The organism is Caldococcus noboribetus (genome assembly GCF_055389385.1).
This window is the reverse complement of the sequence record NZ_AP042475.1, coordinates 1,341,531-1,367,150: the sequence shown is the minus strand read 5'-3', so window position 1 is coordinate 1,367,150 and position 25,620 is coordinate 1,341,531. Positions and strand designations below refer to the sequence as shown.

21 protein-coding genes, 2 tRNA genes, 1 other RNA gene and 1 pseudogene are annotated in these 25,620 nt (G+C 59.4%); 10 read left to right on the top strand and 15 right to left on the bottom strand.

What is annotated here, in order from left to right:
• Positions 1-111: 111 nt before the first annotated feature.
• Together ACZ5GQ_RS07290 and ACZ5GQ_RS07285 are read right to left on the bottom strand one after the other, a co-directional pair.
• Complete coding sequence (locus ACZ5GQ_RS07290; RefSeq protein ID WP_498856487.1) at positions 112-2,031, bottom strand: aldehyde ferredoxin oxidoreductase family protein; 1,920 nt, start codon at positions 2,029-2,031, stop codon at positions 112-114.
• 152 nt (positions 2,032-2,183) lie between these two features.
• Positions 2,184-2,573, bottom strand: coding sequence for a single stranded DNA-binding domain-containing protein (locus ACZ5GQ_RS07285; protein ID WP_498856486.1), 390 nt, complete (start codon positions 2,571-2,573; stop codon positions 2,184-2,186).
• A gap of 140 nt (positions 2,574-2,713) precedes the next feature.
• On the opposite strand from ACZ5GQ_RS07285, the gene ACZ5GQ_RS07280 reads away from it, so the two are divergent.
• Positions 2,714-3,070 (top strand): hypothetical protein, encoded by a 357-nt coding sequence (locus ACZ5GQ_RS07280; protein WP_498856485.1) that lies wholly within the window; start codon positions 2,714-2,716, stop codon positions 3,068-3,070.
• Between the two features lie 56 nt (positions 3,071-3,126).
• Positions 3,127-3,204: transfer RNA gene (locus ACZ5GQ_RS07275), tRNA-Val, on the top strand.
• A 10-nt stretch (positions 3,205-3,214) separates the two neighbouring features.
• On the opposite strand, the gene ACZ5GQ_RS07270 is transcribed toward ACZ5GQ_RS07275, so the two are convergent.
• From ACZ5GQ_RS07270 to ACZ5GQ_RS07260, 3 genes are all read right to left on the bottom strand, one after another.
• A complete protein-coding gene (locus tag ACZ5GQ_RS07270) occupies positions 3,215-3,790 on the bottom strand; it encodes an MBL fold metallo-hydrolase (RefSeq protein ID WP_498856484.1) in 576 nt (191 codons plus the stop codon).
• Positions 3,791-3,884: 94 nt separating this feature from the next.
• Positions 3,885-4,382: a hypothetical protein gene (locus ACZ5GQ_RS07265; protein ID WP_498856483.1), complete on the bottom strand. Its 498-nt coding sequence runs from the start codon at positions 4,380-4,382 to the stop codon at positions 3,885-3,887.
• Complete coding sequence (locus ACZ5GQ_RS07260) at positions 4,370-5,242, bottom strand: hypothetical protein (RefSeq protein ID WP_498856482.1); 873 nt, start codon at positions 5,240-5,242, stop codon at positions 4,370-4,372. The genes ACZ5GQ_RS07265 and ACZ5GQ_RS07260 overlap by 13 nt, the downstream gene beginning before the upstream one ends.
• Before the next feature lie 191 nt (positions 5,243-5,433).
• On the opposite strand from ACZ5GQ_RS07260, the gene ACZ5GQ_RS07255 reads away from it, so the two are divergent.
• Positions 5,434-6,099 (top strand): type 2 periplasmic-binding domain-containing protein, encoded by a 666-nt coding sequence (locus ACZ5GQ_RS07255; protein ID WP_498856481.1) that lies wholly within the window; start codon positions 5,434-5,436, stop codon positions 6,097-6,099.
• Positions 6,100-6,181: 82 nt separating this feature from the next.
• On the opposite strand, the gene ACZ5GQ_RS07250 is transcribed toward ACZ5GQ_RS07255, so the two are convergent.
• A complete protein-coding gene (locus ACZ5GQ_RS07250; RefSeq protein WP_498856480.1) occupies positions 6,182-7,435 on the bottom strand; it encodes an MFS transporter in 1,254 nt (417 codons plus the stop codon).
• 70 nt (positions 7,436-7,505) lie between these two features.
• On the opposite strand from ACZ5GQ_RS07250, the gene ACZ5GQ_RS07245 reads away from it, so the two are divergent.
• Together ACZ5GQ_RS07245 and ACZ5GQ_RS07240 are read left to right on the top strand one after the other, a co-directional pair.
• Positions 7,506-8,108, top strand: coding sequence for a TenA family protein (locus ACZ5GQ_RS07245; protein WP_498856479.1), 603 nt, complete (start codon positions 7,506-7,508; stop codon positions 8,106-8,108).
• Positions 8,109-8,203: 95 nt separating this feature from the next.
• A complete protein-coding gene (locus ACZ5GQ_RS07240) occupies positions 8,204-11,113 on the top strand; it encodes a PEGA domain-containing protein (RefSeq protein WP_498856478.1) in 2,910 nt (969 codons plus the stop codon).
• A 32-nt stretch (positions 11,114-11,145) separates the two neighbouring features.
• Here the strand turns inward: ACZ5GQ_RS07240 and ACZ5GQ_RS07235 are convergent, their stop codons facing one another.
• The 4 genes from ACZ5GQ_RS07235 to ACZ5GQ_RS07220 form a co-directional block, all read right to left on the bottom strand.
• Positions 11,146-11,478, bottom strand: coding sequence for a hypothetical protein (locus ACZ5GQ_RS07235; protein ID WP_498856477.1), 333 nt, complete (start codon positions 11,476-11,478; stop codon positions 11,146-11,148).
• A gap of 69 nt (positions 11,479-11,547) precedes the next feature.
• Positions 11,548-12,633 (bottom strand): L-threonylcarbamoyladenylate synthase, encoded by a 1,086-nt coding sequence (locus ACZ5GQ_RS07230; RefSeq protein WP_498856476.1) that lies wholly within the window; start codon positions 12,631-12,633, stop codon positions 11,548-11,550.
• Between the two features lie 81 nt (positions 12,634-12,714).
• Complete coding sequence (locus ACZ5GQ_RS07225) at positions 12,715-13,884, bottom strand: MFS transporter (RefSeq protein WP_498856475.1); 1,170 nt, start codon at positions 13,882-13,884, stop codon at positions 12,715-12,717.
• A gap of 78 nt (positions 13,885-13,962) precedes the next feature.
• The gene (locus tag ACZ5GQ_RS07220) at positions 13,963-15,369 is read right to left on the bottom strand and encodes a YeeE/YedE thiosulfate transporter family protein (RefSeq protein WP_498856474.1); all 1,407 of its coding nucleotides are present in this window, start codon (positions 15,367-15,369) and stop codon (positions 13,963-13,965) included.
• Positions 15,370-15,593: 224 nt separating this feature from the next.
• Here ACZ5GQ_RS07220 and ACZ5GQ_RS07215 point away from each other — a divergent pair.
• Both ACZ5GQ_RS07215 and ACZ5GQ_RS07210 read left to right on the top strand, forming a co-directional pair.
• A tRNA-Ala gene (locus ACZ5GQ_RS07215) sits at positions 15,594-15,669 on the top strand.
• Between the two features lie 281 nt (positions 15,670-15,950).
• Complete coding sequence (locus ACZ5GQ_RS07210; RefSeq protein WP_498856473.1) at positions 15,951-17,204, top strand: Cdc6/Cdc18 family protein; 1,254 nt, start codon at positions 15,951-15,953, stop codon at positions 17,202-17,204.
• Here the strand turns inward: ACZ5GQ_RS07210 and ACZ5GQ_RS07205 are convergent.
• A complete protein-coding gene (locus tag ACZ5GQ_RS07205; protein WP_498856472.1) occupies positions 17,173-17,559 on the bottom strand; it encodes a Trm112 family protein in 387 nt (128 codons plus the stop codon). The genes ACZ5GQ_RS07210 and ACZ5GQ_RS07205 overlap by 32 nt on opposite strands.
• A complete protein-coding gene (glmM, locus tag ACZ5GQ_RS07200; RefSeq protein WP_498856471.1) occupies positions 17,556-18,944 on the bottom strand; it encodes a phosphoglucosamine mutase in 1,389 nt (462 codons plus the stop codon). The genes ACZ5GQ_RS07205 and glmM overlap by 4 nt, the downstream gene beginning before the upstream one ends.
• Positions 18,945-19,075: 131 nt before the next feature.
• Between glmM and ACZ5GQ_RS07195 the strand changes: the two genes are divergently transcribed.
• Positions 19,076-20,008 carry a prenyltransferase gene (locus ACZ5GQ_RS07195; protein ID WP_498856470.1) on the top strand — a complete coding sequence of 311 codons (933 nt, stop codon included), beginning with the start codon at positions 19,076-19,078 and terminating at the stop codon, positions 20,006-20,008.
• A 5-nt stretch (positions 20,009-20,013) separates the two neighbouring features.
• Positions 20,014-21,264, top strand: a complete 1,251-nt coding sequence (locus ACZ5GQ_RS07190) for a radical SAM/SPASM domain-containing protein (RefSeq protein ID WP_498856469.1) — start codon at positions 20,014-20,016, stop codon at positions 21,262-21,264.
• On the opposite strand, the gene ACZ5GQ_RS07185 is transcribed toward ACZ5GQ_RS07190, so the two are convergent.
• A complete protein-coding gene (locus ACZ5GQ_RS07185; RefSeq protein ID WP_498856468.1) occupies positions 21,254-21,892 on the bottom strand; it encodes a DUF973 family protein in 639 nt (212 codons plus the stop codon). The genes ACZ5GQ_RS07190 and ACZ5GQ_RS07185 overlap by 11 nt on opposite strands.
• Positions 21,893-21,907: 15 nt before the next feature.
• An RNA gene (ffs, locus tag ACZ5GQ_RS07180) (signal recognition particle sRNA) lies at positions 21,908-22,217 on the bottom strand.
• 206 nt (positions 22,218-22,423) lie between these two features.
• Between ffs and ACZ5GQ_RS07175 the strand changes: the two are divergent.
• Positions 22,424-23,993: pseudogene (locus ACZ5GQ_RS07175) on the top strand (aldehyde dehydrogenase family protein).
• Between the two features lie 112 nt (positions 23,994-24,105).
• Here the strand turns inward: ACZ5GQ_RS07175 and ACZ5GQ_RS07170 are convergent.
• A complete protein-coding gene (locus ACZ5GQ_RS07170; protein ID WP_498856467.1) occupies positions 24,106-25,605 on the bottom strand; it encodes a carboxypeptidase M32 in 1,500 nt (499 codons plus the stop codon).
• Positions 25,606-25,620 lie beyond the last annotated feature (15 nt).

The following is a 25,620-nucleotide window of genomic DNA, read 5'->3' as shown; positions in this document are numbered from 1 at the left end:
CTTGAGGCCGTGGCTGACCTGTACATTGCCATCTACAGGGTGAGGTCCGGTTGATAAATAGCCCCTGCAGCCGCCACTGAGCAAAAACTGCTTTCTTCCTTTTATTTCAGCTTAGTCGACTAGCTTACCAAGCTTCTGGAGCTGCTCCTCGACGTCCTTCATGCCAAGCCTCTCAAGCGTTGACCTCCTTATGTAGCCGGTCCTCCTGTCCCACCCAAAGGCGTCGTAGGCCTCGTCAACAAGCCCATCTGGGTTCTCAACCTTAAGTCCCTTGGCGGGCCCGGTTAGTATAGGCGTTATCATCCTCTTGGGCAGCCTGTCTTGCTCCCTGGTGAACCCCTCCCTCAGGTTAAAGGCCCTCTTGAGGTTCCACGTCCTCTCGCCTGCCAACAGGACGTCCTGAGGCGTAGTCTCTATGCCCGTGAGCGCTGTGTATATCCTGGCTATCCTTCTTGGGCTCATGACCCCGCTCTCGGGCCCGGCCGAGTAGAATATGCAGAGGCCGACGTTGTTGAACGCCTCCCCATAGCTTGCGAGCACCCTGTAGGCTACCCCCTTCCCAACGCCAGTCTCAGCAAGCCTGTCCGGCAGGGGCCACGGGAGGCCGAAGTCCTTGAGGCCGGCGTCAACCTGCATCATGTCGTATGAGGGATATATTGGGTGCACGTGGCAGGCCCCCCTTGGGCTTATAGCGTACTGTATTGCCAGCAGCTTGGACTCGACCCTTGGGTCGTGGGCGGGGAACTCGAGGCCTTTGACGTGGTTCACCAGCTCCTCGGCCCCCCTGCCTATTGCCTTAGCTGCCCTGTAGCTTCCCTCGGCCAGTAAGTTCCCAAAGCCCTTCCTGTAGGCTATCATCTCAACAAGCTTTACGTGGGTCTCAGGGTCGTTCCACCTGAGCTCTAGGCCTCCGGTGTCCTGCTTCGTTATTATCCCCTTCTGGTAGGCCTCTATGGCCCAGGCTATGGTGTGCCCTGTCGATATGGTGTCGAGGCCGTAGTTGTTGGCTAGGTAGTTCACCCTTATTATGGCCTCCATGTTATCTATCATGTTCATGGGACCGTTCATGTCGGTGGTCTCATACTCGGGGCCCTCGTTGGGCGGGGTGGCAAAGGGGCCGTATGCGACGTAGCTGTACCTGCTGCACCCTATTGCGCAGGCGTGGCAGGCCCTCCTCTTTATCATGTAGTTCCTCTCGAGGGTCTCGTGAGAAACCTTGTCGGCCGCCTCAAAGTACCCTGTCTCAAAGTTAGCCGTGGGGAGCCCTCCCATTGCGTTGGTTCCCAGGAGCCCCCCTATTGTGCCGTGCTGTCCCATGAACCTCTGGCCTGGGTCAGCCTTTATGCCCCCCTGGGCCTCCAGCACGGCAGCCATGAAGCCCTCGGGGTCGTAGACATCTATCCCCTCGCCGCCGGCTGCCACTATGGCCTTGAGGTTCTTTGAGCCCATGACGGCCCCTCCGCCGGTCCTGCCGGCGGCCCTGTCGTAGTCGTTTATTATAGCAGCGAACCTGACCAGGTTCTCGCCGGCTGGCCCTATGGCTGCCACGGAGGCGTCGTGAACTCCTGTGTCGTCCCTGAGAGCGTCGGTGACCTCATGTACTGTCATGCCCCAGTACTTCTTTGCGCTCCTTATCTCGGCCCTGCCCGACTCAAGGTATAGGTAGACGGGCTCGGGGGCCCTGCCCCTTATAACTATGAGGTCAAAGCCGCTGTACTTCATCCATGAGCCAAACTTGCCCCCTGACCTTGTCTCCCCCCAGCCGCCCGTCATGGGGGCCTTGAAGGCCCAGTATATGTTGCCGCTGCCTGGGGCCAGGGTTCCCGTGAAGGGGCCGGCTGTGGCTATGAGTATATTGTCGGGCGACAGCGGGTCCACGCCGGGCTGAAGCTCGTCCCAGAGCACCTTGGCCGCGTAGCCGAGGCCTCCCATGTACATCTTGACGTAGTCGAGCCTGAGCTCCTCCACGCTTGTCTTGCCCGCTGACAGGTCGACCCGGAGAACGCGGCCCTTGTAGCCGTACCACTTCACAGCAAGTCCCAGCCCGCTGAGAAAAGTCCAAACCGTATAAAGTGAAGCTCAGGCCAGTAAGGTCCATCTATGACTATAGGGAGGCTTAGTATTAAGACACAGATTACAGCCGGAGGAAGAATTAGCCTAAAACAGGGTGGTGTTAGGGAGGGTTAAAACCTGCGACCCCTCCCAAAGCTGCGCCTCCTGGGTGGGGCGTCCTCAACTACCTTGTCGGAGAGGTTGTTTGACGTGTTCACGTTCTCTATCTGGGCATCTGACTCGCTCAGCGTGCCGCCGCGGCCCAGGTTCAGCCTCATGTGGCCCTTGAACGTGCCCACGAAGCCGTTCCTGACGGTTATCACGGCGCCAGGCCTAACAGCGTCTATGTTCCTGTCCCACAAAGTCATCAGTATGCTTCCGCTCTCGTCCCCAACCAGGGCGTCAGCAACCCTATGGGTTGACCCATCCCTTCCGCTCACGCTCCTGGGCTCCTCAACCTTGACAACCTTCACTGTGAGGCTGTCAACGTTGACGCCAGGAGCCAGGTCCTTTACCTGCACTCCTATTTACCCAGTTGCTGTTGGGCGGGGCCCTTATAAGCTAAGATGAAGTACTTGGGAGGCGATGTAGCCGAGCTGGTTAATATCAATATTATTTTTATTTTTAAGTCCCACCAGAAGAGAGGGAAGCGCGTGGGAGCATGAAGCTGCTCTTCGTCGTGATGGACGACCCCTCGGGCCTCGAGGGATCCATAAGGGCGGCCCACGCCTTTCATTATGCCGTGAACCTGGCGAAGGCAGGCCACGAGGTAAAAGTATACCTAGACGGCCCGGGCGTTAAGATCCCAGTGTCGGAGTCCCCCTACAGGGGGCTCAGACAGGCTTTTGAGGAGGTGCTTAGGGGCAACCTCCTCCTGGGAGCCTGCGGCTACTGCGCCTCCCCTCCTCACCTGAACCTGAGGGAGAGGCTCAGGGGGCTCAGGCTCATAGGCGACGAGGAGCACCACTACGCCTTTGAGGACCTGGTGGCGCAGGGCTACCAGATAATCATAGCTTAGCACTTAAGGCCTGGCACAAAGCTTTAATTGGTTCCCCTTGGAGCTCTAGTGCTGGTGGGCCCGTCGTCTAGACTGGTTAGGACGCCGCCCTCACACGGCGGAGGTCGCCGGTTCAAGTCCGGCCGGGCCCACCACTGCAGGCATTCATGATAGGACTATGGGCCTTCCATGTCCAGGGTAAATGACCTTAGGCCTAAGGCTGAGCAGCCTCCTAAGGCTTTCCCTAGCCGTGGCGTAGTCCGCGTTGAGAACTCTGGAGGGCAGTGAGGGCCTCCCGCCGCGGCTCACTATGGCGTCGCCGCTGAACATAACATTATCCTTAACGTACGCAGTGCTGCCCGGGGTGTGCCCTGGGGCTGACACAGCCACGTAGCCCTCGACAACGTCTCCGTCATTAACTCTTATGTCAACGTGGACAGGCCTGACCCTTAAAAGGGCGTGAATGAGCGATGTGACGGCGCTGCCCGAGGGCCTGGCCCTCCCCTCGATCACTTCTGCCTCCAGCGATGGGGCGACCACCCTGCAGCTGAAGGCGCTGGCTATTTCAGCTGCGTGCATTACGTGGTCCGCGTGCTGGTGCGTTATGAGGAGGTACCTTACCTTCACGCCGTGCTCCTTAGCGACCCTGGCCACATCGCTGGCGCTGGCACCCGCGTCTATGAGGATCCCGTCGCTGGTGAGGTACGAGTTTGACATGCCCCTTATGTGAAAGACCTCCACTGGCGACGCCCTGGAAAGGGCGCAGGGAGGAGGTAAAAACGTAGGCCAACCTGGTCAAGAAAAAGAGGCTTGTCAATAAAGGCTAAAGGCTGCCTCAGCCTGAAGGCCCGGACCTTATGTAGAGGGGGGCCAGCGCGTTGAGAAGTAGGTCAAGCCCTGAGACGACAAGGGCCACCTCAAGCAGGGTAGGTATCAGGGTCATTGTGTAGAACTGGACCCCGAGGTAGCGGAGGAGGGAGGCGAAGGTGAGGTAGGCCAGGTACCTCTTGGCTCGGCCCCCTCCCTTAACTATGTAGTCTACTGCTAGCATGGTAGCGGCCAGCAGGGGTATTATCATGAAGGCTGTGACCAGGTGCCCCTTCATGAAGGTATCGTCGAACATGTAGCCGGGCCCCCCGCTGGGCGGCTGGCCAGGGCTCCCAAAGCCGAAGAAGGCCTCGTTGAACTCTATGAAATAGCCTATGCCCACGAGTATGGCCATGGCGGCAACCCACGTGGCCAGGGCTGCGAGCCTGTAGAGCCTCTCGTCGTTCTGCCCAGACCTGGCCAGGTATGCGAGAGGCCCAACGTAGAGGGCCGCTAGCACCAGCATAGCCCCCAGCCTGAGAGCCCCGTGGTGAAGTCATCGAGTGCCAGCCCGTTAACTCCCTGGGGCCCGAAGGGGGCTATCGTTGGTATAGAGTATGTGCCGACGCCTGAGATCCAGTACAGGTAGGTGAAGCCAATGACGCTGGCGACGCCTATCATAAGGCCTACCGTTGCGGCGGCCCTGGCCTTTCCCCTGAGCTCGGAGTACCCGAACCAGATGGCCGCGAGCCCAACTATGACGTCGCCTACGGCGGGGAGCATCTGGTGGGAGTGCGAGGTCACCAGGTCTGATACAAAGGTCTGGTTACCTACTGCGCTAACAGTGGAGGCCAGGAAGCTCAGTCGCCAGGTCTGCGGCATAAGTGATATAATTCCATAGACGGGGGCGAGAATTATGGAAACTCCGGCGACCAGTACCAAAGTGAAGGGAGCCCAGTAGGCCCTGAGCGAGGCCCTCTCGCGGGCCGCCTTTAGTATTGCTGCAACCAGGACTGCCAGGGCGACCAGGTAGAGCAGCACGTCCCTGACGCCCTGGACGGCGTAGTTAGCCAGGGAGGAGGGGTAGTAGTTTTGAAGTATAGCGTTACCCACGAACGTGAGAAGGAGCGTTGGGTAGGTCGCGTAGTTTGCCAACAGCCTAGCCCAGCGGGGCAGGCCGAGCAGCTCGCACGCGAGTATTGCCAGCAGCAGGGTCAGGGGTATCATGAGGGCGTGGTAGACCGCCTGGGTTGAAGAGTTGAAGTCGCCTGGCGACGCCCAGTTGGCGCCGAGCAGCGGCGATATGGCGAACACCACGGCAGCGTAGATCGCTATCGCGGTCAGGTTCTTCCTGGGGTCTGAGAGGAAGGATCCTCCAGCGGACACCTTCCCACCAATTCTATTATAAGAGAAAGGGCCATATATAAAGTTACTTATTTAGTAAAAATAAATATATACAAGAAAATACTGGCCTGCCATCGCGTTACGATGGCTGCGATAAACGGCTTATCTTAAATTATGTTATATATAGAAATGCTTAATAATGGTCGCGGCACTTGCGGCTGAGGTGACATACGTTGGCCGTTAAGGTGCTTGCTGCCCCAGGGCCTGTCTCATACCCGCTCGTGGCGGCCGAGGACAGGGCGAATATATCGCTGGAGTTCAGCAAGGAGGGCTCCGCGGACACCGTAGTTGACTCCATAGTATCCCTTATCAAGAGGGGGCTGAGGGTGGACTACATAACTGTAAAGGAGCTAATGACCGTCTACCCTGAGCTGAGGGGCCCAAGGATAGGCGTCTGGAGGAGGGGCTCAGCAGCCGACGTCCTGGTCAGGGCGGCCGCGGACATGTATGGGGTCAGGGCCACCTTAATCTACGCGGACGAGTGGCAGCAGCTCTACAGGATGGTCTCCTCGGGCGACGTGGACAGCGCTGTCTTAAGCATAGCAATGGTCAACAGGAGGCCAACCCTTGAGGCCATGGTTGGGGCCCCTGGGGCCTGCGGCGTGAGCCTCCTTAACCCTGAATCGCTGGGCAGCATCAGGGAGGCTTACGAGCTCGGCGTTGAACTCATGAGGAGGGACCCTGAGGGCTCAGCTGACATAATAGCCTCAAGGCTTCCTATAAAGGTTCCCAGGGACTTCGTGCTGGGCATAATAAGGAACGCCGAGTACTTCTTCAGGCCCGCGGAGGACATGGAAAGCTTCACGAGGCTCGTGATGAAGTACCTGGGCAACGCTTAACTTCCGCGGGGCCAACAGAGGCCTAGGGATGACGAGAGGTCTCATTGGGCTAAACGGTGGCCGAAGCGCTCTTCGCTGACCCTTAGGCCATGTTCCTGATCTCGTTGAATATGTAAGCGGAGCCTCCAAGCATGGCGCCAGCAATTACATAAGTATACCCAAAGCCCACTGAGTTGGCCAGGAAGCCCGATGCCAGGGACCCGGCGAAGTAGGCAGAGCCCGTGAGCGTGCTGTAGAGCCCAAGCCCCCTGCCCTCCCTGTTGCCCTTCAGCACCTCAAAGACCATTACGTTGGATGCCGTGAAGAACGTGGCGAAGGCTATACCTGCCGCCAGGGGGTAGAGAGTGAGCCCCGTGCCAAGCAGGTAAACAGGGGTTCCCCCTGCGGCCGTGGCGATGCCGATACCTATGTAGGAGGCCCCCCTGGCTAGGAGGGCCCTGAAGGAGGCTTGGGCGTTGCCCTTTGAGGCGGCTATTATCCTAGGTGCTAGCTGGAACCCAGCGACCTGCGCTGCCATGCCGGCCGATATTACCAGGAAGACCTCTGACCTGGAGAGGCCGAGGGCCTTAAGGCCGTAGGGGTAAAGAGTGTTGAATATGCCCGACGAGACGTAGAATACGGTTATCGCTATGAAAAGCATGGGCACGTAGGCAGCGGGACTCCTGCCCAGCTTTATAAGCCTCAGGGGCTTGAACGTGCTCTTTGATGGAAGCCTCAGGAAGAACGTGGGCACCAGCCTTATCCTGAGCAGGAAGCCCTCAATTATGTGAAGCAGGGACTCCCTCTCAAACGAGACTGGTGACCTGGGCACTGTGAGGGAGGCCCACACCACCGAGGCCGCGGTGATCGCCGTCATTACCTCAACTATGGTCCTGGTCGGCATGAGGCCCGACGCCACGGCCGCGGTCACGTCCCCTGACAGGTAGCCCACGGAGGAGAGCATGTTGTACCTTGAGTAGGCCGAGCTCCACCTGGACTTCTCTATGGTATCCATTACTAGGACGCTAACTGCCATGCCAACTGCTGAGGAGAAGAGGGACGCGGCTGCATAGTATGTCGCCACCTCCGCCAGGGAGCTCGAGAAGGCCAGGGCGAGGAGTGAGAGCAGGGTGCCAACAAGGCCCGCGGTCAGGACATCCTTCCTGTCGTACCTGTCCAGGGTGAACCCCCATATTATGGAGGCAACTATGGATGCTGCGGTGCCCGCTGACATGGCGTAGCTTACGCCTACAGCCCCTCCCCTGAGCTCGTAGACCTCCAGCGTCACCAGAGTGGAGAGTGGCCCCATGGCGAGGTTAAACGGCATCAGCGATATCATCCAATCCCTGCGGTTCAAGCTCTTCCCTTGAAAGCGTAAAGAGCGTCCTCTTTAAAGCCGAGGAGCCCCCAGGCCTGGGGGTATTCAAGTGGGCCGCGTGCTTGACGAGCTCAGGGAGTACGTGGCTGACCTTACCAGGCAGGTGGAGTCGGCCCTTCAGGGCCTCAGCCCAAGTCTTGAGGCTCTCAGGAGGTTTGCTGTGAATGAGATGTACATAGCGCCTTATGACTACAGGGCGCTCTCCCTCTTCGTCCCCAAGGCTAGAGCCGACGACGAGGTGGACTTCATAATGGGCCTCCTCGAGGGAGGCCCCAGATGGATAAGGAACATAAGGTCTCTCGCGGAGGAGCTGGGGGTTTCCTACAGCCCCGACCAGGTGAGCCCCGACGCTGTGGCCTACTCCCACTTCATGACGTGGCTTGGAGTAAACGGCACCATGGGGGACCTGGCGGTGCTGGTCGGGGTTAACTTCAGGTCCTTCTGCGTCAACACTAACATCCTGGCCGAGTGGGCTGAGTCCCTCGGCATAAGGTCGGCTGGCTTCCTCAGGTGCAGGGGGATTGACGAGGCCAGGGAGTCTCTAGCGGAAGCTATAGCCGAAAGGTACCTTGACATAGGCATGTACAGGCACGTGGCCTTGTCAGCCCAGACCTACGAGCTTAACTTCTGGAGGCGCGTAGGGGGTCGGTAACACCGAGGGGCACCTTTCAAAAAGCTGTACCTCAAGTTGGCTCAGGTAACGCAATTAGGTTCCCTTAGATTGAATTACGGTATTGGGGCGCGCCTTTGCCAAAGTTATGGGCAGTAATACTGTTGACGGCGATTGTAGCTACAAGCCTCGGGCCTTACGCCGCCAGTACCTTTGCCGAGGCCCCTGCTACCCTGCCGGTACTCCTTAACGAGAGCTCCGTAAGCCTGTGCTACCCCTACCTCATAGCTCAGGGCGGAGTGATGAACTTGGCAACTGGCTACTTCGCGGACCCCTGGCCCGGCGACGTAGCCCTTGGGGCCTCCTGCGGCGACGGCTTCATAGCAGTCCTGGGGCTCTACGGAACTTACTTCCTGTACTCCTCCAACGGCTCCCTGGCCTGGGTCGTCAGGGAACCGTACTCAAGCGTGATAGGAGCGTACCGCGGGCTTGTCGTCTATAACTTGAGCAACGAGGCCTACGTTGAGGGCCCAAGGGGCACAGTTGCGACAATTCCGCTGCCCCAGGGCTCTCGAGTCATATCGTTCAGCTACGCCGGCGACCCCCTGCTGCTGGAGGACGTCAACGGGACCCTGGTACTTCAGTCGCCTCAGGGCGAGCTACCTCTTAACGTGAGCGGCTTTGGCCTGTCGCAGCCTACGGGGATCCTGAACGGGACCAGGGTGTACGCCTTCGGCTACGTCAATGGGCAGGGCCCCATGCTCCTGACATTCAACGTGAGCGCAAGCCCCCTGAGGGCCACCCCTGTGGGGGAGTTTGCCATCAGCTTTGTGCCGCTTGCAGTCTACAGGGCTCAGGGCAACGAGCTCCTAGTAGAAGGACCCCTGGGACTGGAGCTGGTCACAGTCTGCTGCGGCAGGGCCAAGGTGCAGGTCATAGGTGACGCCCTGCCAGCGCCTGACGGATACTACGTTCCGTCCTCGGGCTACAGCTACGTCATGAGTGGGGGCTCCTGGTACCCCGTGCCAGGGCTTGAGGTGGCCTCGCTGGGAGGAGAGGCGTTCATAACTGACTACAACGGCGATACCCTGCTAGCGCCGGCAGTGTCTACAACTTTAGTCGCAAAGGTCCCGCTTCGCGGCATACTTAACGTAAGCGGCCTGCTGGTTCAGCTGAACCTCACCCCTGGAACCTATGAGCTACCGACGCCCTCACTGCTGGCCGTTGGAAGTAAGCTCATTGAACTGCTAGGGGGCACCATAGTTTACCCTGCCAAGGCCGCTGAGCCCGTGAGCACGGTTTACATTGTGAGGCCTCCGACCATGTCACCAGTGGAGGTCTTCCACGGAGTCACCTACATGGCCTCAGGGAATGGGGCGCTCCTGTTGGTGGTGCCGTCAAAGGCAATAGTGCTCTCCCCAGGCCTTAACGTCGCGCTGCCGCTGAGGCCCCTCGTAATCCCTGGCGAGTGGCTCTACGGGGGCCTTGGGCCGGGCGGCATAGCCCTGTACTCTACCAATGGCACAATTTACGTGTTCAGCTACAGCGGGGACCTCTTAACGACCTACAGGGCCAACATAACCTTCGTGCCCGTCTACATGGGGGTCTACAGGGCCTACGGCGGCTACTACATCGTGGTTGAGTCCTCAGGCCCCCTCGGCACCTACATGTACGTCTACGGCCCCGGCTGGACAGGAGAGTACCGGCTGCCGGCGCCGCTTGTTGAGGACCCCTCATCGGGGGTCTCTGTTACGCCTACCGGCGTCCAGGCACCTGGGCTTAACGTCAGCATTCCGGCGGTCGTGAGCACGGCGTCTGTAAACGGTTACTCAGCGGCCTTCCAGGGACCTGACGGCGACCTGTACATAGTGAACCTGAGCTCCATGACTGAGTACGTGGTGGTACCTGCCTGGGCCGGGTACCTAAGGTATGCCCCGGTGCCTGGGGGGCTCCTGGCAATCTACAATGAGAGCAGCTTCACCGTTGAGGTAATCAGCCTTGAGGGCCTGACCCAAGGCGCCTGGCAGGTTAACATATCAGTGACGCCTCCGTCAGCCACCATATATGTAAACGGCACCAGGGTCGGCGTGGGCTCCGCCACTCTCTATGACTTGGACGTACCCATTAACATAACCGCGTCGGCCGCGGGCTACGCAGTCTACTCGTCCACAGTGCTGCCCTTATCGCCTGAGGACATAAGGGTTAGTCTAAGGCCACTCGCGGTGTACGCGACGCTCTCAATAGAGTCCCCCATACCTGTGAGCTACGTTGGCGGCTACATAAACGGGTCAGCCTTCAGGCTGCCCGTTAACTCAAGCCTCCAGCTGCTCTCAGGGGTTCCCTACGAGGTCAAGCTGAACTACTTCTACCCACTCAACGTCTGCGCCCCGGTAAGCGAGCTGGTGACCCTGAGGTCCAACGGCACCCTTGAGCTCAGGTGCAGCCTCACGACGCCCGTCCTGGAGCTCGTGAGCTCTACCCCAGCCTTGGTTACAGTGAGCAAGGCCGGAATTACCGTGTTCTCGGGCCAGCTGGAGCCTGGGGCGCCTCTCTACCTGCCGGTGGCGCCTGGAGACTACAGCGTCTACTCAACAGCCAAAGGCCTCTCGTTCAAGGTAACAGCTAACATCACCTCACCCCAGCTCTACTTCTATAACGTGACCCCGGTGGCCCCTCCGCCGCCCCCAAGGGGCACCATAGAGGCCGTAAGCAACGTCAGCAGCGCCTCCGTCTACGTCAAGTTCCCCAACGGCACCATAGTGGCAGTTGGCGTTGGCCGCGTTGAGGTCTCCGTGGCCCCAGGCCAATACATAGTATCAGCGGAGGGCAGCGGCTACGTGAGCGTTAACAGAACGGTTACGGTCTCCCCTGGCTCAACCATAAACGTTACCTTGGGCCTTGTCCCGCTCAGGCACAGGGCCTTCACGATAAGTAACGTGAAGGACTACATCATAGCCGGGGCCCTGGCGGCCACTGCCATAGCCGCCTACATGGGCTACTCCTACTACAGGTCCAGAACCCCCTACCGGGAGCAGCAGGAGATCTGATGAGGCGGGGCCACGGGCCGTGGGGAGGGCCCTCACTGGGCCGCCCTGCTAAGGAGGGCGAGGAACTTGGATGGTATTCCTGTACTGAGCATCTGTAAGGCTAACTCGATGTCAGCTGAGGAGGCCCCCAGGCCAAGCCTCAGGGCAGCTCTGAGGGCAGCCTTGACCAGGCTATCCGGGTACCTCCTCGTGGCAAGCGTGTAGGCCTTGACAGGGTCCTCCATGAGGTACTGGACAAACCCCTTGCCGACGGTCTCCCTAAAGTAGACGTCTAAGTCTGCCAGGAGGCCCAGGGCGGCCCTCCTCAGGCCGTACTCCAGCATAACCGCCTTAGGGCCCTGCCTACTCGAAATGGACTCCACCAAGCTTCATTTTAGGCACTCATTGGTTAAAAACGAAGGCATACAGTTCAGCGGACTACGTCCAATGGGGCTTTAGACGCGGATAATACTGAAGCCGCTGGCCTTCCTGGCCCTGTTCATGACGGCGAGGCCCAGGCCCCTCTCCTCGAAGCCCTCCATGAAGGCCTCGTCAACGTCAAGCATCTCATCAATGTTCCTGAATGTCTTGAACAGGTTCCTGGCCACTATAAATATGTTACTCCTCGGGCCTAGGACTATGTACCTCAGGCCCTGCTGCTCGTAGTACTGGGCCGTCTCGGCTGAGCAGAGTATTATTGGCCTCATCCCTTTGGCCACCTCCTGCTTGACTATCTCGGCCACCTTGGCTGCATACGCCTTTAGGTCACTGTAGTCGCCCTCAACTATGGTCAGCCTCTTGAAGGGGGCGTAGTGCCTGTACTTCATGCCAGGCGCCAGGGCCACGTCGGCCTGCCCCAGGCCCCTCGCGAATGGCGGTATCACAATCTCCTTGCCCAGCTCCTTCTCTATCTCCTCCACAGGCAGCCCCCCAGGCCTAAGGAGCACAGGCGGGTCCCTGGTCATGTCTACTATGGTGGACTCAACCCCATACACGGTGTCGCCAGAGTCTATTATGACATCAGCTCTGCCGTAGAGGTCCCTTACTACGTGCTCGCCTGTCGTGGGCGAGGGCCTGCCAGCTAGGTTAGCGCTGGGGGCCGCTATCGGGACCCCGCTCTCCCTTATGAAGGCCAGGGCCACCGGGTGGGCGGGCATCCTCACTGCCACCGTGGGCCTCCCAGCGGTAACCTCGGGGGGCACCTTGTCGGACTTCCACAGAAGCAACGTCATGGGGCCTGGCCAGAACCTCCTGGCCAGCCTCTCGGCCTCAGGGGGTATCCTAACTGCCACCTCGTAGAGCTGGTCGAGCGAGTGTATGTGGACTATGAGGGGGTTGTCCATGGGCCTCCTCTTGGCTATGAATATCTTCTTAACAGCCTCAGGGTTGTAGGTGTCAGCGCCCAGGCCGTAGACGGTCTCCGTGGGGAAGGCCACTATGCCGCCCGCCCTTATGGCGGCCGCCGCCTCCCTGACCAGGTCCATGTCTATGTTCTCCGGGTCTATCCTCAGTATCTTGGTGTTCACTCTGAGGTCGTCCAAGGTAGCTCACTAGAGGTTAAGTTGGGTCTCTGAGGTTTAAACACCCTTTCTAAATTAATAAGTATAAAAATACATAAAGAGTCAATGAGGCCTACAGCCCCCTGCGGACCTTATTGCCCTGTAAGGGCCCCTGAACCTGGCGTAGAGGCTGACGTCATACGCTATCTTAATCACCCCCGCCAGGAGCACCGGCAGCTCAACGGCCCCAACGCTCACCAGGGCGCCAACCACTGCGCCACCAGGCAGGGAGGCGAGCAGCCTGGCTGTGTTAGTTAGCGAGTTGGCGGGCGCCAGGTCCTCCCTTGGAAACACCTCAGACATGAATGCCTGCCTCGTCGGCACGTCCATCTGGGAGAGCGACTGCCTCGCCAGCAACATGGCCGCTGCCAGGACGAAGCCGGGCGATAGCGCCACGTCTATGAGGAAGACGTTGGACAGCAGGTGGCTGAACACCATGACGTTAAGGTTGCCATACCGCCTTGCCAGGGGGTACGTGGCCAGTATGGATGCCCCGGTTAGGGCCAAGGCGGCTGAGAAGAGCGGCCCAAGCTGGGCCAGGCCGACGCCGTAGCGGTAGTGGAACCAGAACGAGAGCAGGGACAGCGACACAAGCCCTCCTCCAAAGGCGTCAGCCGCAAACATGGCCGCCAGCAGGGCGGCCGTTGACCTTGACCTGTCGTCAGAGAAGTACCTCCTCCTTTCAGGCCTCCTGGCCGGCATTGTAAGCCTGGAGTAGAGGGCCAGCATCATAAGGCCTGAGGCCACGAGGCCCAGGTATGCTTCCCTGAGGTCCCTGAGGGGCGTCACGGCCAGGCTGCCCAGCGAAGAGGCGGCGTAGCCAAGGAAGTTGTAGATGGTGTAGGCCATCTGGGGGTCCCCGGAGACCAGCGGCATTACGGATGCCTCGACGGACTGGTAGGGCCCTGCCTCGGTGCCCGTGGAGCTTATGTTGCCAACCGCCAGGAACACCATTATGACCGCTATGTCCCTGGAGACGTAAAGTGCAGCGCCGCTGGCGGCGGTCATCGCGAACATAACCATTAGCGCTAGCCTGAGGCTCCCTCCGCGGAGCCTGGCCACCACTAGGTTTGACGCCACGTTGCCTAAAACCATGAGCACAATAGCGGCGCCCACGTAGAGCGGCCCAAGTCCAAGGGACTCCAGGTACAGGGGCGTCACGACGCTGACGGCGGCCGAGCTCAACACCCTGATGAACTTCACCAGGTAGAGCGGCAGCTCCTGCGAAGTCAAGGTCCGCCCTAGGGGCCTCAGGAGGTTTGACGGAAAATAAAGGAAAAGGGTAAGATAGCCCTGTTTGCTAGCAGGGCTTTACTTCCTGAAGCCCCACTTGTTTATCTTCAGGCCGAGCACGCCGTAGAGGGTTATCCAGGCGCCTATCATCACGAATATCATGAAGACGAAGCTCGATATGGCCATCTGGGTGTTGCCGCTCAGTATGTGGCCGCTGGCGCAGCCGTTAGCCATCCTGGCGCCGAAGAGCACCAGGTAGGCTCCAAAGAAGCTGCCGAGGGCCCTCTTGGCCTCGCTGTTCCCGAACCTCCTGGCCCATATGGTTGGCACCTGCCCCTTGTAGCCCATGAACCTCCTGGTGACGAAGAGCGAGCTTATCAGCGCCCCCAGGAAGGTGCCGAGGTCGCTGAACGGCTCCCAGCCTATCTCGCTGAAGGGCTTGTCATAGGGCACTCCGTTCTTGAAGCCGAGGCCTCCGAAGAGCTGCCAGTACGGGTTGGCGGCGGCCCACCTCGGGTTGATGGCGTAGGCTATCTGGGCGCCTATCCATGAGTACGTCGTTGACTCGCCGAATATCTGCCTGAGGTAGATAACGGCCACGGCGGTTATCGTAAAGGCTATGCCCAGCAGTATAATTGACCTGGAGTTCCTTATGCTGCTCTCGTTGGTGAGCCTGGCTATGAACTTGTTGGCCCTGGGGTACTTCCTCATCTCCTCGGCCACTACCTCCTCCCAGACCACGGACTCCTTGCTGGCGCCCGAGAGGTGGTAGCCGCACGACTGCCTCACTGGCTGCCCAGGGTACCTGGGCAGGAACAGGAACAGGCTGAACATTATGATGAAGAACACCACTGCAACGGCGAAGTATCCGAGCCTGTCAGACATGCTGAAGCCAGCTAGGGTGGCCCAGGTTATTGGGCCGAAGTTGAGGGTGTTCCAGAAGAAGCCCCTCGCGGCGCCGAATATCAGCGACCAGGTGAGGGCGCCGAGCAGGCCGCCTATAACAGCGTATATGGCGTCCCTCCTCCCCTGGCCCAGGCTGATCCATATGAGCCCTGGGAAGTAGCCAGAGAGGCCTACGCCTATGCCGAAGAGTAGGCCTCCAACAACGATGCCAGGCACGAAGAAGTCCTTGATGCCGAAGTGGGGGGCTGTGCCAGGTATCAGGTAGAGGCCGTAGAGCAGCAGGGCGCCGAGCCCAATGGCGAAGCCGAAGCACACTATTAGGAACCTGTCCTGGAATGCCATGACCCTCCAAACTATGTCAGGGTCGCCCCAGTTCCAGATCTCCAATGGGGTGGCAAGCACGAAGCCCGCAAGTATGCCGAGGAGCAGCGGGGCAGGCTGGTGGTGCAGGTCAAGCTGGAAGTAGAGGCCAAGCCCAAGGAGTATTATGGCGAGCGCCAGCAGGACGCCGCTTATGGCCCAGTAGGCCTCCCTGTCTCTCTTCTCCTCAGCCTCCTGCGGTACAGTTGGATTCGCCATTGTATTCACCTCACAAAAGAAAGCAATTTTCATAAAACACTTTTAAAGTTTTATTATTTAATTAAAAGCATTTTTCAAAGATGTATTTTTAGTCTATATAATTAAGTTATTAAAATGTTTTTTAAAATATTTGATCAGCTTAATATCTTTATACCTAAAGCTTCTTCAGGGCTCCAGCTGTAAGCTTTTTAATGCTTCCCTTGAAGTATTGTTAATGGCCCTGTGGGCCGGTAGCTCAGCTGGAAGAGCGCTCGGTTGGCATCCGAGAGGTCCCGGGTTCAAGTCCCGGCCGGTCCACCAGGGCCTCCTAACCATACACAGGACAACTAGGGCTGGGCATTATTGTCAACTAAGGGCCAGGAGCCCTTTGACGTCGCACAAGGGTTCCCCCTGAGGTGCAGGCCTTCAAGGCTGGAACATCCACGAAGCCTTCGCGTCAAGTTAGGCCGCCTGCCTGTGGCCACGTTTTGCCCAGCAGCCTATGTCTGGGCCAGCTGCAGGGGCCCCTTCAGTCTGACGCCCCTGTGTTACCGCGGCCCACCCCCGCTCACCGGCAGCCTGCAAGGCTTCCTCTGGAGCCGGTGTTTCCCTTGGACGAGCTCGACAACATATTTGAGGCCGCCACGAAGAGCAGGATATTCAAGGACAGGGAGGTCCTGCTCCCTGACTACGTGCCCCTTGAGCTGCCCCACAGGGAGGCTGAGATAAAGAGGCTGGCCGAGGTCGTGGCGCCAGCGCTGAGGGGGGAGAGGCCCAGCAACGCGTTCATCTACGGCCTCACGGGAACCGGGAAGACCGCGGTCACCAAGTACGTGCTGAGGAGGCTTGAGGAGCTGGCTAAGACGAAGGGCTCCAGAGTATCATGGATATACGTTAACGTGAGGCAGAGGGAGACCCCGTACAAGGTCCTAGCAGACATGGGGGAGCAGCTGGGCCTCAGGGTGCCCTTCACGGGGCTCTCCATAGGGGAGCTTTTCGCAAGGATTGTCAAGAGGCTCTCAAAGCTGGAGGGGGTCTACATAGTTGTGCTTGACGAGATAGACTTCCTAGTCAGGAAGGGGGACGACGTGCTCTACGACCTCACGAGGATAAACGAGCACCTACCGAGGGCCAGGGTCTCCCTGATAGGCATAACTAACAGCGTGAAGCTCGTGGACTCCCTGGACCCCAGGGTCAAGAGCAGCCTGGGCGAGGAGCAGCTGGTCTTCTCGCCGTATAACGCGGAGCAGCTGAAGGACATACTTTCCAGGAGGGCCTCCATGGCCTTTAACGAGGGCGTGCTGGAGGAGGGCGTCATACCCCTTGTGGCGGCCCTGGCCGCCAGGGAGCACGGCGACGCCAGGAGGGCCCTGGACATGCTCAGGGTTGCGGGCGAGATAGCAGAGAGGGAGGGGGCCGAGAGGGTTAGCGAGAACCACGTCTACAGGGCCAGACAGGAGATAGAGAGGGACAAGGCAAGCGACGTCATAAGGACCCTTCCCCTGCACAGCAAGCTCATACTGGCCGCTATACTCAAGGCCTCCGTTGCGTCGCCGGAGGGCAGGGCCACCACTGGGGAGATATATGATACCTACAGGCAGCTGGTCTCGTCCCTTGGGCTTGAGGAGGTTACGCTGAGGAGGGTCAGCGGCGTCCTTGGGGAGCTTGACATGCTTGGCATAATAAGCAGCAGGGTGATAAGCAGGGGCAGGTACGGCAAGACCAGGGTCGTCGAGCTGGCGGTTAGCCCGGACACGGTAATAAGCTCGCTCTCCGAGGACCCAACAGTGGGCTCAATAGTTCAGTCAATGTCTATTAAGGGGCTCACTGGGAGGGGAGGGAGGGCCACTTCATGAGCTTCCTCACGTCCTCGGGCACCTTGTCCAGGTGGGACGTGAGCCAGGCCACGTCATCCTTGACCTTCCTGAACTTGTCGTCAAGCATCCTTGGTATGCCGTCAATTATGGGGTACCACCTGCCGCAGCTCCTACAGACCAGCACGCCCTCTATCACGTCCTTGTTAACGCACTGGGCGCAGGTCTCCAGGGGCACCTGCGAGGCTGGCCTCCTGAGCAGGTAGCACGTCTCCCTGCACCTGACCTTAGCTGGGTCCACGTTAGCCTTGCTCTCGTCCACCCTGAACTCGACAAGGGCAAGGTCAGGGCTCTTGCAGACCGGGCACGCCAGGAGCTCGAAGAAGTAGTACCTCACTTCCCTGCTCCCCCGCACCTCGACCTGTACAGGTCCTCGACCTGCTTGACCAGCGCCTCGGCCCTCTCCCTGGTCCTGGCCTCCACTGATATCCTCATTATGGGCTCGGTGCCGCTGGGCCTGACCAGGACCCAGAAGTCGTCGCCTATCACCTTGACTCCATCTATGGTTATCTGCCTGTAGCCCGAGAAGGCCTCCTTGACGGCCTCGACGCCGCAGAGGGCCTGCTCCCTGGTGGCCTCAACCTTTGTCTTTATGGCGTAGTACTGGGGCAGGGAGTCGTAGAGCTCCCCGAGGCTCCTGCCCTCCAGGGCCAGCATGTAGAGCGCCAGGGCCGTGGTCATGCCCCCGTCCCTGACGGTGTGATGAGGCACGTGCATGTAGCCGCCGTTGTCCTCGAAGCCGCTTATGGCGCCTCCCTCACTTAATATGGTCCTCGCTATGGTGACGCTGCCAACGGGCGTCCACCTAACCTCGACGCCCACAGGCTTCAGGTACTCCTCAACCAGCTGGCTGCTGGAGACCGCCGTGTACGTCCTCGTAGGGAGGCCCTTCCATCTGCCGCTCTCGACCACGAAGCGGGTCAGCAGGGCCCCCGCCCTGTCCCCCCATATTAGCCTCCCCCTCTCGTCTATCAGTATAGCCCTGTCAGCGTCGCCATCGTGGGCAACACCCATGTTGACGCCCGCCTCCCTCACGAACCTGAGCGTCAGGGCCAGGTTCTCCTCGTTGGGCTCAGGGTTCCTCCCCGGGAAGCCGGGGTCAAGGTTGCAGTTCACCGTTATGGCCCTGACCCCCAGCTCCCTAAGTATGAGCGGCGTCGTGACCGCCCCAACGCTGTTGGCGCAGTCGACTAGCACGGTGAAGTTCCTCTTGGCTATCAGGTCCTTGTCGACCTGGGACACCACAGCCTTGACGTAAGTGTCTATGACTACCTGGCTCACGTCGGTGACGTCGTAGACCATGGACCTCCAGGGCAGGTTGGCCTCGTGGCCCTTGAAGTAGTACTCCTCTATTATGGGCTCCCTCTCGTGGGGTATCTCAACCCCGTCGCGCTCGATGACCTTTATCCCGTTGTACTCCCTCGGGTTGTGGCTGGCCGTTATCATGACGCCCCCGTCAAAGCCCAGCGCCTTGACGCCGTACTGCATGGTCGGGGTGGGCACCATGCCGGCGTAATACACCTTCACCCCCTCAGCCATGAGTCCCGCGGCAACCGCCCTGGCCAGGGCGTCCCCGGCCGCCCTCGCGTCCCTGGCCAGCAGCACCCTGGAGCCGGGGCCGAAGTAGGCGCCTATGGCATGCCCCATCCTCAGGGCGAAGGTAGGAGTCATGAGGTCGCCCACGATCCCCCTGATGCCGTCAGTGCCGAACAGCTTAGCCAAAGGCTTCTCCCACTGCTGTGAAGTTAGGCAGGCTATTAACCCTTCAGCCAGCGGCGGCCTCCCCTTAACCACAGAGGGCGCCTCGCAAAACCACTTATAGGTGGTGAAATCCTCTGAGAGGTGGTGAAACGTTGAGGGACCTAGGGCTGAAGCTTAAGGGGTTCCTCATGCTCAGCAGGCTGCCGTTCCTGACGCCTGGGCTCTCACCGTTCCTCGCAGGCCTCCTGCTTGGATGGGAGCAGGAGGGCCTCAGGCTTTACGGCCTTGAGGCCGTGGGGCTTGCAGGAATAACCTTGATAATGCTCGCGACCTACTACTCAAACGAGTACTTTGACTATGAGGGGGACGTCATAAACGTCAACTTTAACAGGTTCAGCGGCGGCAGCAGGGCGCTCTCAGGAGGGCTGCTGTCAAGGAGGGTTGGGCTGATATCGCTTTACGGCGACTTGGCTGCCTTTGCGGCCCTCACAGCAGTTTACTTAGCCATGTACTTTGCGCAGAGGCCGCTGCTCATCATAATGGCGTTTATAGGAGTCATAGCAGGGGTCTTCTACTCGGCCCCTCCACTCAGGTGGGCCTACCGTGGCCTTGGTGAGCTGTTGATAGGTTTCTCATATGGCTGGCTCGCCACCGTCAGCGCCTACTATATAGTCACAGGCAGGATAACCCTTGACGCTACCCTCATCTCGCTGCCAGCAGCCTTTACGGTGTTCGCAGTCATAATAATAAACGAGGTGCCTGACTACGTAGCTGACCTCAGGGTAAACAAGAGGAACCTGGTGGTAAGGCTGAGCCCCGCAAGGGCCAGGTACCTCTACGTCATTGCAATGTCTTTAGCCGTAATATCTGCCGGTGTGGCCTCCCTCGAACTCTCTGGCGTAGGGGCTGCTGTCGCTTCCGCGGCAGCAATGGCAGCTATCGTAGCCTACCCAACGGCCAAGGTGCTTGAGGGCGGCGTGCTGAGCGACACCAAGGGGGCGCTGGAAAGGATTTGCGCTATGACTGTCCTAATTAACGCCCTTGCCCCCTACCTCGTGCTAGCGCCTGCCCTACTGCTAAGGTGAGCCCCTTGGCCAAGGTAGTGAGGCCCTACTTCATGCCTCCAACCCTGCTGCTGAGGCAACTTGGGGCCCTGACCGTCATTCATAGGTCCACGGGCTGGAGGATAAGCGGCAGGTGGGTCAAAGACCTGGACAGGCTGCTGAGGATTGCCGCCGGCGCCAAGGCCTTCAGCTGCTTCGGCTTCTCGCCTCACCCAGTGTATGAGGTTACATCGCTCTGCAACCTCAGGTGCCTCCACTGCCATGCAAGGGGAGGGGCCAAGTACCCAGGGGAGCTTGACACCGAGGGGGCCCTGCAGGTTATTAACAACCTGACATCAGTTAAGGACTTCAGAACGCTTGTCTTCACTGGCGGGGAGCCCCTGGTCAGAAAGGACATATTCCTGCTCACGCAGCACGCCAGCGACCTCGGCTTCAACGTGGTCTACGCGACCAACGGGGTCCTGATAACGGATGAGGTCGCCAGGAGGATGGAACAGTCAGGCGTCATAGGCGCCGCCATAAGCCTTGATAGCCTCAGCCCAGGCAGGCACGACTGGTTCAGAGGGGTGCCAGGCGCTTGGAGGGCCGCCATAAGTGGCATGGAGAACGTGCTTAGGCACAACATGTACCTGCAGGTGAACATAACAGTATCAAAGTTAAACATAGACGAGTTTGACAGGATAGTGGAGTTTGTCGACAGGATGGGCGCTCACGTCATACTACTTTACACGTTCGTGGCGGTAGGCAGGGGCGGCGAGAACAGGGGGCTCGCGCTCACGCCAGAGGAGGCCGTATACGTCGTCAGGAGGGCCGCGGAGCTCCAGGGCACTTCCAACCTAGTGATAGCCCCCATAGGGGTGCCGTGGTACTACGCCTACCTCGTCTCCAAGTCAGGCCTGCCTCTTAACGTCGCCAGGTACTTTGTATATGGATGCGCCGCCGGCAGGGGGATATTCTACATAAAGCCTGACGGCGAGGTGTGGCCGTGCCCGTTCTTGCCGATATCGGCCGGCAACGTGGCCAGGGATCCTGCCTCAAAGATATGGAACGGTCCTTTGTTCAGGTCCCTAAGGTTAAGGGACTCCCTGCAGGGAGCCTGCGGGAGCTGCAGGTTCAAGGATGTGTGCGGGGGCTGCAGGGCCAGGGCCTACATAAGGCACGGCAGCCCCTACGCCGAGGACCCCCTCTGCCCGCTGTCCAACGGAGCTAATGACCTGACAGAGGCCATCTATGCTGCTAAGCCGACTCCCTGCGGGGCCCCCATATTCATAGGGTAGGCGACGCTGCAGGTGCCGCGCTGGGCTGGCCCGCCTTGAGCTCCATTAGCCGCCTCTCAACCTCGCCCAGGCCAACGTAGCAGAGTATGAGACCTATGAAGCTAGTTATTAGCAGGGGTATGGCGGCCAGGATGCCTCCCGCCTCCAGTATGCCGCTGTTGTAGGATGAGCCGACCTCGAAGAAGCCAATGCCTATGAATATGTACCCCGCCACGATTACCACCAGGCCGGCCATTATAAGCAGGAGGCCCACCACGGGGCTCAGCAGGGCCCCAACTATGACTATCAGTATCCCAACCAGGACCACGAGGACCCCCACGGACCCCGTGAGGCCTCCCCTGCCGGCGGCGCTCAGTAGGCCAAAGCCCTCCCTGAGGTCAACAAAGGCGAGGACTATCAGGAGCAGCGATATGACGCCTATTATCACGGCAGCCACGAGGGCCCCCAGGGCCGCCCCGCTGTAGCCCGCGTACCTGAAGTGCGCCATGCCGGGCTCGACCACGATTTGATTGTACGTGAAGAAGCTCAGGCCCACTACGGCTGGCAGGATCATTAACAGCAGTGGCACTATTATCATGTAAAGCACTCCCGACCTCAGCTTCCTTATGCCATCAAGCTCCTGCGACATCTGCTCCACCGCGGGCGCGCGGACCCCCGCCGCGTTCCCAGAGCCAGGTCAGGCTTTAACCCCGCGGCTCCTTGCGCCCAGTCACCACGAACGTCAACGGCCGGGCTAGGTTGCTCCCTTCCGGGCCTGGCCAGGTTAGCCCGGCTGAGGCCGTCAACGCCCGTCCTCCGGCGGGCGCTCGGCCACCGTTGACCCCGTGGGCTGGACGCTCACCGTTACCGCGGGAGCCTTGGCCTGGCCCCGCGGCCCGCGGCGGAGTTACTGGCCCCCGCGTGGCGCCCTCGGGCTATGGGAGGGAGGCGGCCCCTCCGGCCCTTCCCGCGCGCCAAAAGTAAAGCCTTAGGGAAAGTTAAAAGCTACCCTCGGCTTGCCACTACAAGCCTTTTACGTAAGCCCTGAGGTCCACAGCCCTTAGCCTTGATCTTAATACTGTATTAATATACATCTAAGGTTCTTGATCCGTATGTATATATTTTCAAGGTTATCCAGCTTATTGTCCCCTTGGCTTACCTGGCCCCTCGGCGAGCCTCCATGCCATTCGTGAATGAGAACACGTACAACAGGTACGTGGCCGAGGGCAGGGAGGAGGAATTCCACAGGCTCTACGAGAGCGCCCTTGAGAAGGTGAAGGAGGAGCTGGGCAGGGAGTACCCAATTCTAAATAGGCAGGGAGGAGGTCAAGGCTGAGAAGAAGATGGTCGAGAGGTCCCCCATAGACATGTCTATAGTGGTGGGAATTTTCCAGTCAGGGAGCGTTGACGACGTTTCCCGCGCTGTTGACGTTGCCAAGGCGGCGTTCAAGGAGTGGTCCTCGGTGGACTGGAGGGACAGGGTCGAGCTGTCACTCAAGGCGGCGGAGGAGATCAGAAGGCAGAAGTTTGAGCTGGCCGCGCTGCTGACCTATGAGAACGGCAAGAACAGGTTTGAGAGCGTCGCAGAGATAGACGAGACCATAGATTACTTCACGTACTACGCGCACATACTTGAGGAGAACAGGGGCTTCGTAAAGGAGATGGAGAGCCGCATATACAAGAATGAGCACGCCTACTCCGTGATGAGGCCCTACGGCGCGTGGCTAATAATGGCCCCGTTCAACTTCCCGGCGTCGATCACCACTACCATGACCCTCGGGGCCGTGATCACGGGCAACACTGCCGTGGTGAAGCCGTCGCCCCACACGCCGCTGCTGCCCTACAGGATAGTTGAAGCCATGAGGAGGGCCGGCTTCCCGCCGGAGGTAGTCAACTACATAACGGTTGAGAACGAGGTAATAGCTAAGTACCTCGAGACTGACAACAAGCTTGACGGCCTCGCCTTCACGGGCTCCAAGGAGGTTGGCCAGAGGCTGCTGAAGCAGTTCATAAACATAAGGCCGAGGCCCGCGGTGCTTGAGCTTGGGGGCAAGAACGCCACCATAGTGACCGCCAAGGCCGACCTTAACAAGGCTGTGGAGGGCGTCTTCAGAGGGGCCTTCGGCTTCGGGGCACAGAAGTGCTCGGCCACGGCCAGGGTCTTTGTTGAGGCCCCGGTTTACGACAAGTTCGTCGAGATGCTCGTCGACAGGGTTAAGAAGGCCGTCATAGGGGACCCGAGGAAGAGGGAGACATTCCTTGGGCCCATAATAAACAGGGCAGCTGTCGAGAAGTACAGGAGGTTCATAGAGCAGGTCAAGAGGGAGGGCGGAAGGATACTTGTTGGCGGCCGCGTAATTGATGATGAGAGGAGCTACCTGGTCGAGCCCACGGTGGTGGTGGACCTGCCGTACACAAGCGACCTCTGGAAGGTAGAGCTCTTCGTACCGATACTCCTAGTGATGAAGGTGAACGGCCTCGAGGAGGCGGTAAGGTATGCTAACGACGTGGACTACGGCCTGACCGCTGGGATATTCTCTGAGGACCCGAAGGAGATCCAGTACTTCTTCAACAACATAGAGGCCGGGGTCACCTACGCTAACAGGACCGTGGGCTCCACGACAGGAGCGATGCCAGGCGTGCAGCCCTTCGGCGGGTGGAAGGGCTCAGGCTGGACCGGCAGGAACGCGGGAGGGCCCTACTACCTGCTCTCATTCATGAGGGAGCAGGCCAGGACCTGGTACGACTGAGGCCTATAGCTTAAGCCACACGAAATGCCTTTGAGGTTAAACATTTTTTCATTGTCCTTGCACTAGGCGGTACAAAAGCCCGCGGTCTCAAGGTCGGGGCTCTTCTATCCTCTCAGTGTTTAAGGTACTTAGATGAAAGGTAGTCCAGGAGCCTCTGGGCGTTGTACTCCTCTCCGAGCTGCCTCCTCAGGAGCTCCTTCGGGGCGTAGGTAGCGCCGTACTTGTGCACCAGGTCCCTCAGGAATGACTTTATTGTGTCGAAGTCGCCCTTGGCAACGTAGTCATATATGTCGCCGACGCGTGAGTTGAAGGCAAAGTACATCATGGAGGCCACTATGTTGCCGAGCGTGTAGGTCGGGAAGTAGCCTATAGTTCCGTGGGCCCAGTGCACGTCCTGGAGTATTCCCTCGGCGTCGTTCTTAGGCCTCACGCCTATCAGCTTCTCGCTCTCGTCGTTCCACATCTCCGGCAGCTCGTCCACCTTCACCTCGCCGTTTATCATAAGCTGCTCCAGCTCGAACCTCAGGAGTATGTGCAGGTTATATGTAACCTCGTCGGCCTCAGTCCTTATCAGGCTCGGCCTTACCGTGGCGAAGTACCTGTAAAGGTCGTCCTCGCTTATGCCCCTGGTCAGCCCTAGCTCCTGGTCGAGCACTGGCTTTACGAGGGATGCGAAGGCCCTGCTCCTGCCCACCACGTTCTCCCAGAACCTGCTCTGGCCCTCGTGCACCCCAAGGCTCACGCCGCCACCTATGGGGGTCATGGCTAGCTCTGGATCCACCTGGAGCTCGTAGGTTGCGTGGCCGAACTCATGGACTACGCTGAAGAGGCTCCTCTTGAAGTCGAAGCCCTCGTACCTCGTGGTTATCCTGACGTCGTTGACGCCCATGTTTGTGGTGAACGGGTGGGGGCTGACATCAAGCCTCGTCCTGTCCTGAGGGAACTTCAGGAGCTCTAGGACCCTCTGGTTGACCCTCCTCATGGCGCTCTCGTCATACTTGGCCTCCTCCAGGGGGCTCGGCACGGTGTAGTAGCCGTCGCTTATCACCTTGTTAAGCAGCGACCTGAGGCCCGGTCCAAGGACGTCAAAGACGGCCTTGACGTCCCTGGTCCTCAGGCCCTCCTCGTAGAGGTCTAGCAGGGCGTCATAGGGCACCTCGTCGTAGCCCAGCTTCTCCGCCATCTGCTTGTTCAGGTCTATGAGCTTCTGGAGGTACGGCTTAAAGGCGCTGAAGTCTGACCTCTTCTTGGCCTCGCTCCAGGCCACGAAGGCCTCCGAGGAGGTCTTGGCCATCTCGTAGGTCAGGCTCGGGGGCACCCTCTTGGCTATCCTCAGCTCCCTGTCGACTACCCTCACCACCCCCCTCTCGTAGTCGTTAAGGTTCTCCTGAGCCTTAGCCCTCTCTACAAGGGAGACGAACTGGTCGCTCAGGAGCAGCTCCTGGTAGAGGGCCCTCAGCTCAGCCGTGGCAACGGCCCTCTCCTCGACGCCCTTAGGCGGCATGTATGTCTCCTCGTCCCACCCCATCAGGGCCATGGCGTGATTGAGGGCCCAGAGCCTCCTATACTTCTCAATAAGTTCCTTTATCACAGGATTCTCAAACTTGGGCAAGGCGGACCCCAGCTC